The following is a 14,191-nucleotide window of genomic DNA, read 5'->3' on the forward strand; positions in this document are numbered from 1 at the left end:
CTAACTAAATATTAAATACCATTAACAGGCTCAGAAACCCCTAAAGCATTATATAAACTAGCAGTTGCTTTTAATTGTTTTATAATTAATTTATTATTTTTTAATTGAGAATCTATTAATTTTTGTTCACGCGAATTAATAAGAAACAATGAGCTTTCTCCTAAGAAAAACTTACGTTCCTCAGCATTTAATAACGTTGTGTAGTCTTTTACTATTCCATCTATTAGATTATTTTGTGTCTCTAATGATTTTATTTCTGCCTGCACCGCTTCAATTTTGTTTTTAAGATTTAAAGACGTCGATATGCGTTCAAAATTAGCATCCTGTAACTTCAAATTTGCTAATTTTACATCGCCTCTCGCTTTGCGTAAAAATAAAGGAACGCTAAAATTAACAAAGGCTTTATAATTAGCCGTATTAAAGCTATTTAACTGATCGAAATCTGTAGTTAAAAAGTTATATTGAAGGTTTAATTTAGGTAATAGTTTATTTCGTTTTAAAGAACGATCTACGGTTAACTCATTTATTTTAGCATCTAAACTTAATAGTTTAGGGTGTGTATTTACTAAAGCATTTGTGTTAGTAATACCTTCTAACAACAGTACGGTTTTAAGAGTATCTATTTCTGGTTCTGTAGGGACTACATTGTCTTTAACTTCTATAGGTACATCGTTTAACCATAAATAATTACTAATTACTAAGGCAGCCTTTCTACGTTTTAAAGTTGCAGCTTCAAGATTTAATTGCCTGTTTTGTAAAGCAATTCGTGCCTCTGTTATATCTATCTCGGCTTTATCTCCTAAAGTAACACTACGCTCTATAGCATTTAAACGTGTTTTTGCATTATCTAAAAAAGCGGTATAAATACGTTGTGCGTTTACAGTTTCTAGCCAATCGAAATAAGCTTTACTAGCTTCAAATAACAAATTATTAACTAATAAATCTCTATTGGCTTTAGTTTGCTCTCTAAAAAAACGCGCTTTTTTTAGTGCAGCCATACGCTCATTTATTAAAAACCCTTGCGCAAGAGAAAAGGAAACGCCAGCACTGTATAAACCATCTTCTGGAACTGTTAAGTTCGGGTTTAAAAAAGCTCCTGTATTTTCTTCAAAATTGGCTTTAAATTCTATGCCATACCAAGTCGGGATTTTAAAAGTAGCATTTAACTGATCAAAATACTCTGTGCCTTTAAATGATTTTCTATCGTAGTCTACTTCAATTTTTGGGTCGAATCCACCTCTTGCTTTTAATACATTAGCTTCACCAATACTTAATACTATATTAGCTTGCTTCATTAATGGATGGTGTTTTTTTACATAACCTAGATACTCTTCAAAAGACAAGTGTTCTTCAAGTTTTTCTTGAGACGATACTATATTTGAGAGTATAAAAGCAAAAGAGAGTATACTATACTTTAATATGGTATTCATTATTTTTTAGTTTTTTTAGAATCCTTACTGTTTCCATCTTTAGGTTTGTAATAATTAGGAGGGAAGCCATTTAACTGCCTCCATATTTCGTACCAAATAGGCACATCTTCTAGTAGGGCTATTGTGTAAGCCCCAGAGCCAACTCTTACATTTTTTGGCCAATCTTCTCCACTTGGATCTGGTGCAATTAAAATTCTGAATTTACCATTATCACTAATAAATGTTTCTATAGCTACAACTTTACCTGCATATGTACCATAAGAAGCATTAGGCCATCCACTAAAGAAAATAGCTGGCCATCCATCGAATTGAATACGCACTTCCTCTCCAATATGCATTAATGGTAAATCTATAGGTTCTACAAAAGTTTCTACAGCTAAGTCATAATTTGTAGGCATAATACCTACTAGTTTTTCTCCTTCTTTAAAAGTCTCACCTAGACCACCTCGTAGTGCTTTATTAATGTAGCCATTCTGTGGAGCTGTAATATAATACAGGGAATTCCTTATTTTATAATTTGTAGATTGGTTATCTAGTTTAGTTACTTCGGCTTCAGCTTCAAATTGACTTGATTCTGCTGTAAAACGATCACTACGAGATTTAGCAATTTTGTCTGCATATTCTGCAGAAATTCTACCAATTTCAATATTAGCATTGAGTACTTTATTTTGACTTGCCAATAATTTGTTTTCTTGAGAGATAAGCTTCGCTTGTGTTTCCTGTAGTTTTAAACGTTTGTCTTCTACATCGGCAACAGCTTTTATGCCTTCTTCCTGTAAGGTTTTAGTACGGTCGTATTGCTTCTGTGCAATGTTTAAATTTGTTTTAGCAGCCGTAAAATCTATACTGTCGCTTTTTACTTTTAATCGGGCTTGTTTTAACTTGTTTTTTGCTTGTGTTAATTTTAATTGGCGTTCGTTGACTAGGGCATTAACTTGGTTTTCTAAAGTTTTTATTTTTTCCTTGTACGATACTACCGATCTACTTTTTGCGTCACGTTGTTGATTTGTTCGCTCTACAAGATTTGGATCTTGATATTCGGTTTTTATTTCAGATATAAATAAGATTGTATCTCCTTTTTTTACAAAGTCGCCTTCTCTTACATACCATTTTTCAATACGTCCTGGTATAGGAGATTGTATGGTTTGTGGGCGTTGATCTGGTGTTAATGTTGTAATAAAGCCATTGCCACTTACATTTTGCGTCCATGGTAAAAACAGCACAATTAGTACTATTATAGCAAATGCACCTAAAAAACGATTAAAAAGCTTATTGTGCTTAGAGGTAAATGCTTTAGAAAAAGCAGTGTATCCCTCAAGCGACACCTTTTTATTTAATTGATTGTGAGAGATATTAAGCATTGTTTTTTTGTTTAGAGTTTATATTTCCGTCTACAATAGTTAATTTTTGATTACAGTGATTCTTCCATAGTGTATTTCTACTAGATATTATTAGAGTCCATGGACGTTCTGCGGCTGTTAGGTATTTAATAATTTCTAAAGCTTCATCATTTTCAAAATGCTCTAAAGGATCTTTTAGTAATAGTAATTTGGGTTTATGTATTATGGCTCTAGCCAATACAATACGTTTAGATACTGTAAATGGAATTTGCTGGCCTTCTGGGTATAGAATAGTATTAATACCATTTGGTAAGCTTTTTACAAATGGTAATAAACCAGTAAGTTTTAAAATGTATCGTAACTCATCTTGTGAGATATCTTCACGGCCAAAAGTTATATTGTCTGTAATAGTGCCTTCAAAAGGAAATTGCTCTGGGAGTACTTGTCCAATATGTGCTCTATATTGGTTTAACTTAATACCTTTTATAGGCGCATCGTTTATATATAATACACCGCTAGAAGGTAAAATAAGCCCAGATAAAATTTTAAGTAAAGTGGTTTTTCCAGAGCCAGATGGTCCTGTTAATAAAATGCGATCCGATTGTTCTATCTTAAAATTAAGACTATTAAAAATAACCTTGTTTTCTGGAGTTGTATAACTTAGGTTATCTAATTCAATATTTAAATTGTTATAATTAATAAAAGGGTCTTCTCCAGATTGAGGCTCTAGTTCTTTATCTACAACTTGACCTATTTTTTCTAATGAAGTTAAAACGTCGTAAAAAGATTCTAACCCTTTAATTAACTTTTCTACTGAACTAATAACTAATAAAATAATAATTTCTGCCGCTACAAATTGCCCTATATTCATTTGCTGATTTAAAACCAATAAACCACCAATAATTAAAAGTCCAGCAGTAACCAGTACCTTAAAAGTAATAAGTTGTATAAATTGAGAGACTAACACTTTAAAGTGGCTTTCTCTAGCTTCTAAATAACTCGTTGTTAAAAGATCATTCTGCTGCATAGCTAGGTCAGTGGAACCAGACAATTTAAAACTTATTAAAGAACGAGCTATTTCTTGTATCCAATGGGCTACTCTATACTTGCTTTTAGATTCTTTTAAACTTGTTTCTAATCCCTTTTTTGCAGTAAATTTAAATACTACATATATAAGTAGTACTAAAAGAAAACCATAGATAATAAAAAAGGAATGGTAGAAGGATAAAAGAATTAAGCCAAAAATGATTTGTAGCGCTGACGCTGGAAAGTCTATTAAAATTTTAGAAAGCCCTTTTTGTATTGTTAGTATATCAAAAAAACGATTAGCTAGTTCTGGAGGATAGTAATTGCGTAATTCCTCCATTTTAATTTTTGGAAAACGATAAGCAAACTCAAACGATGCTCTAGTAAAAATTTTTTGTTGCATATTTTCTAGAATACGTATTTGCATGAGTTGTAGTACGCCTTGGAAAGCAACACCTAAAGTTACTAGAACAACAAGAACAATCCAGGAGGTGGATACTTGTGCGCCTTGAATTAAGTTAATTATGGCTTGTATTCCTAAAGGTAAGGTAAGGGCAACTAAACCTGCAAAAATGGCATAATAAAAAATTTGGCGGATGTCTCTTTTGTCTAATTGTAGAAGACTAATAAAGCGTTTCCATGGAGACATTATTTGTTTCATTGGTTAAGTTTTAAGTATAATTAAGCTGAAATTTACATAATTATTAGCTCTATATTTATGTAGAGTTTTTTAAACTACGCGTTTTTCATTTAATAGGTGTTAAATTTTTAATTAAATAGTTGGAGTACGGTTGTAATCTTGATTGTATTATTCTCATTATCCCAAGATTAAATATAGTATTTAAATACTGTCGGGAGGAGGGATATGCACTTCTTTTAATACAGGTTTTAATGCATTTTCTGCTAAACCAAAAGCCTTATTGTTAGTTGTGGTATTAAAGGAGTGTTTAGAATGAATAATAACTATTTTAATTTTTTCGGTTTTTAAATCCTCTTTTTCTTCTTCCACATTATCTTCACAGTCTAGTAATACCAATTCACTATCTAAATTGCTAATTAAGGGAAATGTTTTAAAAAAAGGCTGAGTAAACACTAATAGAAATAAGGCTATTACAAAGAATTGCTTAAAAAATATTCTATAATGTATAGTCTTTGGGTTCATTTAGCAAGTAACTAATTTGTTATTTTTTAAATTGCTTTTGCAAATATATAATAGTATTACTATTAAAAATAGAAGTTTAACTATTTTTTGTGAAGATTTGGGTATATCTGTTTGGTTTTGAACTGTAAAATAGCAAGAGATGTTAAGGTAAGTTTTTTTTCAGTATTAATACTTTACAAGCATCTATACTGGTAATGTTATTAGGTTATTTATTTTTTGCAAAAAAAAGCTATTGTAGAAGTTTATTTAAGTTATAACATGTTTTGGAAGTTGAAAAAGCATTTTCGGAAATTTACTACCTGTTTGTAAACTAGCCTATAATATATTAGCTTAATTAATATAATTAAGCATGACCAGAAAATATACTTTAGTTATCGTTTTAATAGCATTGTTACAGTGTACTTATGCACAAATCACATTTAGAGGGTGTGTTGGTGTTATGGGGGCTCAAGATTTTATACTTACGGCTACAGGAACAAATACAGATGATGGTATTACTCGTAACATTTACGAGAGTACACCTTTAAATTTTGCACAAAGTTGCCCTTCTGGAGTATGCGAGATGCAAATTATATGGAATACAACAGCAGATAGATGGGAAATGAAATTTGATAATGATGGTCCAATAAATACACCAGATTATACAACAGCCAATTTATATTACAGTACGGCTGCGACCTATCCTAACCCTCCAGATATAAGTTTCGGAAACTGGCAAAACGCTGGGTTTTGTCCAGATGGGATAACAACTATGAGTGGAGATGTAAATGATGGCGCTACACTTGGAGTAGATGTTTTTGAAACCGAACCCCAAATACGTATTTACCCAAATCCAGCTAATAAAGTATTAAAAATACAAACAAAAAAAGAATTAGAAGACATTACAATTTATTCGGTTTTAGGGAAAAGTGTTTTTAAAACAAAAACAAAAACAAAAACAATAGATGTTTCTAAATTAGCTATGGGAATGTACCTTATTAAAATTACAGATATAGATGGGCGTATTATTGCTAGACGTTTTATTAAAGAGTAATGTTAAGTAAATTAATGAGTTAAATATTTTGTTAAGGCATTTTACAAAACTGATAAATATCATATTATACATAAGAGCTATATAATAATTTTGAAGTGTAAACTAAAAATACTTTAAAATTATGAGCACTTTATATGCAAAAATTAGCACAGATTGGAATAATCATTTTGTAGGTTATTCAGCATTAGCAATAATCCTTTCTACTTGTCTAGGTTCTATTGCAGTAATGTTAACAATGATGGATGGTAATGGCTTTCCGCAGATGTTTCAAGTATTTCTTGTTGTAGCTGCATGTAATGCACATAATGCTTCAATTTTAACAGTACAGAAGCCAAAAACAGTATTAAACTTATTAATTGTAAGCATAGTAGTTAGCGTATTAGTCATGTTTGCTAGTTTATTATACTAAAAACATGTGTACTTTAACATCTAAGTATAACGTGGCAGGGCCGCGTTATACTAGTTACCCCACAGTACCATATTGGCAAAACGATACATTTTCTTTAAGTCATTGGGAAGATACATTGTATAAAAGCTTTAAAGAGAGTAATAGTAATGAAGGTATAAGCTTATATATCCATTTACCATTTTGCGAAAGCATGTGTACATTTTGTGGCTGTAATAAACGTATAACAAAAAACCATAGTGTTGAAATTCCATATATAGAAGCTGTAATAAAAGAATTTACATTATATCGTGAATTATTTAATGAAATTCCAGTAATTAAACAGCTACATTTAGGTGGTGGAACACCTACTTTTTTTTCACCAAAACACCTGAGTAGATTATTAGATGGTATTTTTAGTATAGCTAATAAAGCAGAAGACTATGAGTTTAGTTTTGAAGGCCACCCTAATAATACAACCAAAGAACATCTTAAAACACTAATAAAACATGGGTTTAAAAGAGTGTGTTATGGTGTACAAGATTATAATTTAACGGTACAGAAAGCCATAAACAGAGTGCAACCTTTTGAAAATGTTGAAAAAGCAACGTTACAAGCAAGAGCATTAGGATATACCTCTGTAGGTCATGATATTATATATGGTTTACCATTTCAAACCAAAACAGATATTATTAACACTATTGAAAAAACAATAACACTACGTCCAGACCGTATAGCTTTTTATAGTTATGCTCATGTACCTTGGATAAAAGGAAACGGACAACGTGGTTTTAAAGACTCAGATCTACCAACAGCAAATCAAAAAAACGAACAGTATAAAATAGGAAAACAGAAACTTACAGAAGCTGGGTATGTAGAAATAGGGATGGATCATTTTGCACTTAAAACTGATAGTTTATACAACGCACAAGAGACAGGGCAGATTCATCGAAATTTTATGGGCTATAATTCTAGTAAAACTCAAGTAATGGTTGGTTTAGGTGTATCGTCTATAAGTGACAGTTGGTATAGTTTTGCTCAAAATGTGAAAAACATAGAGGACTATTATAACAAAGTAAACAATAATTTATTGCCAGTTTACAGAGGGCATATATTAACAGAAGAAGACGTAATAATACGCCAACATATTCTTAACCTTATGTGTCAATTTGAAACTAGTTGGGAAGATCAATCTCAGTTTTTTAAAGAGCTTCCAGATGTGTTAATTAAGTTAAAACCTTTAGAAGAGGATAAACTGATAACAATTAACAGTAAAACAATAAAAGTTACAGAAAAAGGACGTGCTTTTGTGAGGAATGTTTGTTTGCCCTTCGATTTACGATTACAGCGTAAAAAGCCAGATACACAGTTGTTTTCTATGACGGTTTAAAATTATAGATGCATTATAAAAGACTACCTTATCCAGAATATTTTTCTCTTAAGGTAGTCTTTCTAATTTAGTAAAGATTTAGTTAGCTTACTAAATACTAATTAATCTTTACTATAGTTCCATTGCTAGAATTAAAACTCACATAGTGATTCCCGTTTTTTGGTGTACTTACTCTGTAAGTATCTCCAGTTGCATCTATAAACTCATAATAGGAACCTCTGGTGTTGGTGAAATCTAATTTATAGCTGTAAAACCAGGCACTACTGTCGTAAGATAATCTATAACGAGAAATACCTCTGCCACTAACTTCTGCTTTTGTGTCATGATATCTATTATCATCTCTCCAATCTACAGCAATCCAATTTGAATTTTCTGATGCGATATTTAATTCTTTATCTAAAGTCTCTTCTGTGTAACCTGCCGATTTTGGGTGCCCAACTTTAAATGTATGTCCTTTTGCACTTTTAAATTCTCTCCAGATAAAATCGTTTTCGTTTAATTTATTAGCTTCCATTATTGTTTTTTTTATGGTATTAAAAAATACCTAAGTTGTTTATATGTTCTTACTCTGTTTTCTATAGGCTTTTCAGATTAACGCCTTTGTTTAATATTCTATAGAAGTATTGGTATTCTACTAGCTAGGTTTTGTTGTACAATAACTAATTAATTATGATGTTGACTCAAAAGTATAATGGAAGCAGTATTTAAAATTTATAAATGTTTTGAACGGCATTTAAAGTGACACGAACGACAGAAAATAGAATCGAATTAATAAAAGTATGAAGTCCTCTTTAAATTATTATATTTACGAAAAACTGCAAGTTCTATCTTAATAACAAAAACAAGTAATAACATGGACATCAAACCAAAGCAAGAAATTAATATTGTCTTAGAAAGTATAGAAAGTATTGGAGACTCTGTAGCGTTAGAAATTGAAAAAGCAAAATGTTACGTTAGTCTAGATGAAGATGAAACTACTACAGCGAATGATTATTATGTAGATTTGGTAGTGCCGATAATAAATAAAGGCCAATTACGAGAAATAGTAGTCGATGATGTAAAACAAATAAAAGGTATTTTAAATACAGTTGAAGATTTAAGTTTAAAGTATAATAAAAAAGATATAAGTACTATTTTTAAAGACGATAGAATTCCAGAAAATACAGTTTGCCTTTATTACACAGGTATAAAATCTGTTAACACTGAATTAAAAGAAAAACCGAACTGTAGGACTTTTGCATTTGTTTCTAAGTTAGAAGAAACAACAAAACCAGTATCTAATTATTCATTCTATCGTTTAAAATTTAAATATACAATACTTGATAAGTCTAAAAAAGCCGAAGCAATTCTTATCGATTTTCTGTCTTACATTCCTAACGAAAATCCAAAACTTAAAAGAGGTACGGTAACAACACCTCAAGACGATGACGAAGTTATTTAGTAGAATAAATACTAAATTTAATCCATAGAAAAATCTAAAGCATGATTAGATTTATCATTTTAATTATTACCCTTTTTTATGTCTCACACGGTAACGCACAAGTAAAACTATCTAAAGAGTTTAAAAGTGATATTATTGAGGCTTGTTTAATTTGTAAAGAAGAGCCTGAAGCGTTTTATAGCTATAAAAAGGACGGTTTTCATTTGTCTCACTTACAGTATACTAAAAATAGTATAGACTCATCTTTCGTTGAGGTAACTAATTTATTAAATAGAGTACAAAACCTAGAAAAAGAAAAAGCATATGTACTGTATTACTTAAATGGATTAATATTAAAACGTAAAGGATTGCGTAAAGCTTCAAGCGATAATTTTAATAAAGCATTATCTCTTATAAATGAAGATAAAAAGGTAGCGTCCTTAAATAACGTCTACATTCATTTAAGTAAAAATTACCTGCATCAAAAAAAGTATGATACAGTTATTACTATTTTAGAAAACTGGAAAGAACGGTATAAAAAAGAGCAGGATTATTTAAATGCATCTATGAATTTTCATAACCTAGGTATAAGTTACTTACACCTTGAGAACTACAAAAAAGCTGAAGAAAATTTATTAAAAAGTCATGAGTTAAACCGTATATCTAAAGATACCTTAGATTTAGCATATTCTAGTATTGATTTGGCTAATTTATATTACGAACAATATAAAGACAGTTTAGCAATACACTATTTTAAAAAAGGGCTGGATTATGCAAAGAAAAGTAAAGAACTTACTATTTTAAAAAACGCCTATAAAAACTTAGCTGTAGTAGAAAAAAATAGAGAGAATTATAAAAAAGCTATGTTTTATAACGAGGAGTACGATAAAATAAAAGATAGCATCTGGAATAGAGACAAAGTATGGGAATTAGCTCAGAAAGATAAAGCTATTACAACAGCTATAAATAAAGAAAAATTAAACTTAGAACGCGAAAAAACCAAACGTATACTAATATTTACATCCATACTATTGTTACTATTAATGGTAGTAAGTTACACGGGGTATAAAATAAATAAGCAACGTCAATTAATAACAAAGCAAAATAAAGATTTAGAAGAATTACATAGATTAAAAGACGATTTGTTTGCCATATTAGGTCATGATTTACGAGCACCAATGCATCACATTTTAAATATAAACAAACAATTACTCTCTAAAGCAAAGAAACAAAGCGATTCCGTTTTAACTAATTTAATAAGTAAAAGTTCATTAGCATCTAATAAAATGAACCTAATATTAAATAATATTTTACACTGGATTTTATTAAAAAACAAACAAAATTATTTAGAAAAACAAACTATAAATACCTTAAAAGTTGTTAATCTTGTGTTGTTCGATTTTGAGGTGTTACTAAAAGATAAAGACATTAAAACAACTATAGCTGTAGACGATAACCTTTTAATGCTAACAGATATAAATGCTTTAAAAGTAGTGTTAAGAAACGTCTTAGATAATGCTATAAAGTTTACACCACAAAGCGGGAGTATTAAAATAAAAGCATATAAAGAATTGCAGAACACAGTTTTGGAAATAAAAGATAGTGGTATTGGGATGGAAGTAGATAAAGAGAATGATTTTAAAACCTCTAAAGACACAGAAGGAAGAAAAAGTACAGGACTAGGTTTAAGACTTTGTAATTCGTTTATAAAACGTAATAATGGAATATTTAAAATAAAAAGTAAAATAGGAGAAGGGACTACTATTTTTATAAAACTACCAAACGATAAACTATGAATAAAATAGAGATTCTTATAATAGAAGATGATATAGAAGAAGCATACATACTAGAAGAATTTTTAATATCTAATGAGTTTAGTGTTGTAGGTAAAGTAAATACAACAGAGGATGCTTTAAAGTTTCTAGAAACAAAACCATTTGATTTAGCAATAGTAGATATTCATCTAGACGGGAAACCAGACGGATTACTCATTGCCGAGGCAATACAAAATAAATATAAGCAACAAAAACCTTTTCTATTCTTAACAGGAGCCTCAAAAAGAAGCGATTTTAATAAAGCAAAATCATTAGGGCCACATGGCTACCTTTTAAAACCTTTTAACGAATTAGAGTTAACCTATGCAATAGAGTTAATTATAGAAAAGTATAATAAAATAGAAAATAGGTTAAACAATGCATTAGCTAAAAATCACCTTCCTTTACTCATTAAAAAGAATGGAATATTCTATAAAATAGAAAAAGAAGATATTATCTATGTAGAAGTAGACGGGCGTTACTGTAGTATCATTACCTCAAAAACTAATTTTTTAGTACAGTCTTCTTTAGATGATTTTTTAAATAAATTACCAGAAGACACATTTATAAGAACACATAGAAAATATGTCATAAATAGTGATGCCATAGAGCAAATTCATTTATCAGATAATTTAATTGTTTTAAGAGGTGATAAAAAGGTTTTGCTAGGAAGAGCCTATAAAAATGATTTTATAAATAAATACAACATTATAAAATAATTAAACTAGTTTTCATTAGAGTCTTTTTTATCAGCATTAGCCATATTATAAATTACAAGAGCCATAACAATACAAACAAGAGCGAAAACGCCAATAATAATGCTGCCCATTCCCCAATTAACAAGTGGTATAGTATTTAAAATCATAAGTTACATATTTTTAAAATTAGTAGATTGTTTTTCTAGTGACAACTATGCTTAGCTGTAGCTTTTTCTACGGTTACCATTTCAGAAGGTGATACGTAAGGAATTCCTAATCCTAAACCTCTTAAAATAAAGAGCATTCCAATGACTACTACAAAAACTGGTATTGCCTTTAAAATGTATTGTTTTACTGATGTTGTTAAAAAATTACCTAAATATATAGCTGTTGTCATTAATGGTATAGTACCTAAACCAAAAATAATCATGTATAAACTACCTTCCCAAGCATTTCCTGTACCTAAAGCACCAAATATGGCCATATATACTAAACCACACGGTAATAAACCGTTTAAGTAACCAATAGTGAAAAAAGTGCCAGGCGATTTCTTTTTTAACTCGCTTCCCATAGCTTTTTTAACTTTTCCAACTAGTTTATATAGTGGTTTAGAAAAGTTGTAGCGATTAAATACCCGTGTAGGTATTACTATAACAGTTATCATTAAAATTCCAATAATTATAGATAATTGTTGTTGGAATCCAAAGAGGTTTAAACTCTTGCCAATAATTCCAAAAATTAAGCCTAATACAGAGTAAGTAAGTAGACGGCCTAAATGGTAGCTTAATAGTTGCATTACTCGTTTCGTATTATTTTTACGGTCTAGAGGTAGTAAAAAAGCAATAGGGCCACACATGCCTACGCAGTGGAAACTACCTAATAAACCAAAAATAAACGCAGAAAGTAACATTTAATAGACTATTTGTTTTTTGTATAGATAATCGGTTCCTTTATATTCCCAATCTATAGTAATGTTCCACCGACCATCTACCAGATTTTTTTCAGGTATGAGCAAATTAAAACTAGATAGAACTATTGGTAAACTAAAATCTAGCTTCTGGTTAGATGGTCTGTATAGGAACACTTTTCCTTTTATTTTTGATGGTTCTAGTTCTTTAGGAAAGCTTATAAGCCAACCTTCAGGAACACGTTTACCTTTTATGTTTTCTTTTAAATTATTGTTGTTTGTTTCAGCATCAATCTCTGTTTGATAGGCCATTTCTTTGGCATAATAATCTTCTGTAACCAAATCATGGCTGTATTTTTTGTCGGTACTCATAGTAACCACGAAATACATGATAAAGCCTATAAAACCTATTATTGCAACTACAATGCCTGTTCCCCAATTCCATTTCATAATCTTACTATTTTAATTAAATTTTTGTTTTATTGGTTTTTATAGAATACTATTTATAACTACGTGGCCCTAAAAAAGTAGTTCTTGTAGTTTCAATAAGGTCATCGTTACTATAAATCCCAATTTTTAATCGTTCTTTATCATCCTTTAAGGCACTTGCATTAATTTCAATAAATAGAGTGCCTTCTGCTAGTCCTTGTCCTTTTACTGTAAAGTTATGATTAGAAACGAGTTTAACAGTTCCTTTGTGCGATAGTAATTTAAAGTTAACACTATCTATATCTTTTATCGTTTTGTTTACTAACTTAAATGTAAATACATTACTAATTATATTATCTGCTTTATGTTCGTACAATTGCCCTGGTAACCTTAAAATTCTTGCCTCTATATCATTGCGTAAAAACAACATACCAATAAGTACAGCTGTTAAAATACCTAGAACTGCAGTATAACCTTTAAGGCGAGGTGTAAACTTAAAAGGTTCTTTTTTCTCAATATTATCTTCGCTGGCGTAACGTATTAATCCTTTTTGTAGGTTAACAGATTCCATCATGCTATCGCAGACATCTATACATGCAGTACAGTTAACACATTCTAGCTGTGTCCCATTTCTAATATCTATGCCAGTAGGGCATACATTAACACATTGAAAACAGTCTATACAATCTCCTTTTCCTGTTGTTTCCCTATCTTCATTTTTTCTAAATTTAGCACGACCTTTTTCTTTTTCACCTCGTTTATGATCGTAAGCAACAACAATAGATTTATTGTCTAATAGCACACCTTGTAATCGACCATAAGGGCAAGCTATAATACATACTTGCTCTCTAAACCATGCAAAGATAAAATAGAATACTCCTGTAAAAATTAGTAAAGAAATAAGTGTGCTGGCATGGTTAAAAGGTCCATCTTTTATATATCGTATTAGTTCATCGCTACCTATTAAATAGGCTAGGAAAACATTTGCAATTAAAAATGAAATTATAAAAAAGATACTCCATTTAAGAAGGCGTTTTCTAATTTTTACCGCATTCCAAGGCATTTTTTTTAAACGAATTTGCTTCCCTCTATCTCCATCAATCCAATATTCAATACGTCTAAAAACCATTTCCATAAAAATGGTTTGTGGGCAAATC

General features: G+C 30.2%; 15 protein-coding genes. 6 read left to right on the forward strand and 9 right to left on the reverse strand.

Annotation, left to right across the window (positions count from 1 at the left end):
* Positions 1–11: 11 nt before the first annotated feature.
* The 4 genes from ACVC2P_RS09565 to ACVC2P_RS09580 form a co-directional block, all read right to left on the reverse strand.
* On the reverse strand, positions 12–1,430 hold the full coding sequence (locus tag ACVC2P_RS09565; RefSeq protein ID WP_452598250.1) for a TolC family protein: 1,419 nt from the start codon (positions 1,428–1,430) through the stop codon (positions 12–14).
* Positions 1,430–2,791: an HlyD family secretion protein gene (locus tag ACVC2P_RS09570; protein ID WP_452598251.1), complete on the reverse strand. Its 1,362-nt coding sequence runs from the start codon at positions 2,789–2,791 to the stop codon at positions 1,430–1,432. The genes ACVC2P_RS09565 and ACVC2P_RS09570 overlap by 1 nt, the downstream gene beginning before the upstream one ends.
* Positions 2,784–4,457 (reverse strand): peptidase domain-containing ABC transporter, encoded by a 1,674-nt coding sequence (locus ACVC2P_RS09575; protein ID WP_452598252.1) that lies wholly within the window; start codon positions 4,455–4,457, stop codon positions 2,784–2,786. The genes ACVC2P_RS09570 and ACVC2P_RS09575 overlap by 8 nt, the downstream gene beginning before the upstream one ends.
* Before the next feature lie 180 nt (positions 4,458–4,637).
* Entirely contained in the window at positions 4,638–4,958 is a 321-nt protein-coding gene (locus ACVC2P_RS09580) for a hypothetical protein (protein WP_452598253.1), read from the reverse strand.
* Between the two features lie 349 nt (positions 4,959–5,307).
* Here ACVC2P_RS09580 and ACVC2P_RS09585 point away from each other — a divergent pair, with 349 nt between their 5' ends.
* The 3 genes from ACVC2P_RS09585 (at position 5,308) to hemN (ending at position 7,766) form a co-directional block, all read left to right on the forward strand.
* On the forward strand, positions 5,308–5,991 hold the full coding sequence (locus ACVC2P_RS09585) for a T9SS type A sorting domain-containing protein (protein WP_452598254.1): 684 nt from the start codon (positions 5,308–5,310) through the stop codon (positions 5,989–5,991).
* Positions 5,992–6,112: 121 nt separating this feature from the next.
* Positions 6,113–6,400, forward strand: a complete 288-nt coding sequence (locus ACVC2P_RS09590; protein WP_452598255.1) for a hypothetical protein — start codon at positions 6,113–6,115, stop codon at positions 6,398–6,400.
* Positions 6,401–6,404: 4 nt separating this feature from the next.
* Positions 6,405–7,766, forward strand: coding sequence for an oxygen-independent coproporphyrinogen III oxidase (gene hemN, locus ACVC2P_RS09595; RefSeq protein WP_452598256.1), 1,362 nt, complete (start codon positions 6,405–6,407; stop codon positions 7,764–7,766).
* A gap of 97 nt (positions 7,767–7,863) precedes the next feature.
* Here hemN and ACVC2P_RS09600 read toward each other — a convergent pair whose 3' ends face one another.
* Positions 7,864–8,280: a hypothetical protein gene (locus tag ACVC2P_RS09600; protein ID WP_452598257.1), complete on the reverse strand. Its 417-nt coding sequence runs from the start codon at positions 8,278–8,280 to the stop codon at positions 7,864–7,866.
* A 339-nt stretch (positions 8,281–8,619) separates the two neighbouring features.
* Here ACVC2P_RS09600 and ACVC2P_RS09605 point away from each other — a divergent pair, with 339 nt between their 5' ends.
* From ACVC2P_RS09605 to ACVC2P_RS09615, 3 genes are read left to right on the forward strand one after another with little or no spacing between them, the layout of a single operon-like run.
* On the forward strand, positions 8,620–9,207 hold the full coding sequence (locus ACVC2P_RS09605) for a hypothetical protein (RefSeq protein WP_452598258.1): 588 nt from the start codon (positions 8,620–8,622) through the stop codon (positions 9,205–9,207).
* Between the two features lie 41 nt (positions 9,208–9,248).
* A complete protein-coding gene (locus tag ACVC2P_RS09610; RefSeq protein WP_452598259.1) occupies positions 9,249–10,982 on the forward strand; it encodes an ATP-binding protein in 1,734 nt (577 codons plus the stop codon).
* Complete coding sequence (locus ACVC2P_RS09615) at positions 10,979–11,719, forward strand: LytR/AlgR family response regulator transcription factor (RefSeq protein ID WP_452598260.1); 741 nt, start codon at positions 10,979–10,981, stop codon at positions 11,717–11,719. Before ACVC2P_RS09610 ends, ACVC2P_RS09615 begins: the two co-directional genes overlap by 4 nt.
* A 5-nt stretch (positions 11,720–11,724) precedes the next feature.
* On the opposite strand, the gene ACVC2P_RS09620 is transcribed toward ACVC2P_RS09615, so the two are convergent.
* The 4 genes from ACVC2P_RS09620 to ccoG form a co-directional block, all read right to left on the reverse strand.
* Positions 11,725–11,865, reverse strand: coding sequence for a hypothetical protein (locus tag ACVC2P_RS09620; RefSeq protein ID WP_452598261.1), 141 nt, complete (start codon positions 11,863–11,865; stop codon positions 11,725–11,727).
* A 35-nt stretch (positions 11,866–11,900) separates the two neighbouring features.
* Positions 11,901–12,608, reverse strand: a complete 708-nt coding sequence (locus ACVC2P_RS09625; RefSeq protein ID WP_452598262.1) for a sulfite exporter TauE/SafE family protein — start codon at positions 12,606–12,608, stop codon at positions 11,901–11,903.
* Positions 12,609–13,055: a FixH family protein gene (locus ACVC2P_RS09630; protein ID WP_452598263.1), complete on the reverse strand. Its 447-nt coding sequence runs from the start codon at positions 13,053–13,055 to the stop codon at positions 12,609–12,611.
* A gap of 49 nt (positions 13,056–13,104) precedes the next feature.
* A partial coding sequence (gene ccoG, locus ACVC2P_RS09635; protein ID WP_452598264.1) for a cytochrome c oxidase accessory protein CcoG occupies positions 13,105–14,191 on the reverse strand: 1,087 nt, incomplete at its 5' end.

It is taken from the genome of Pontimicrobium sp. MEBiC01747 (genome assembly GCF_053601635.1).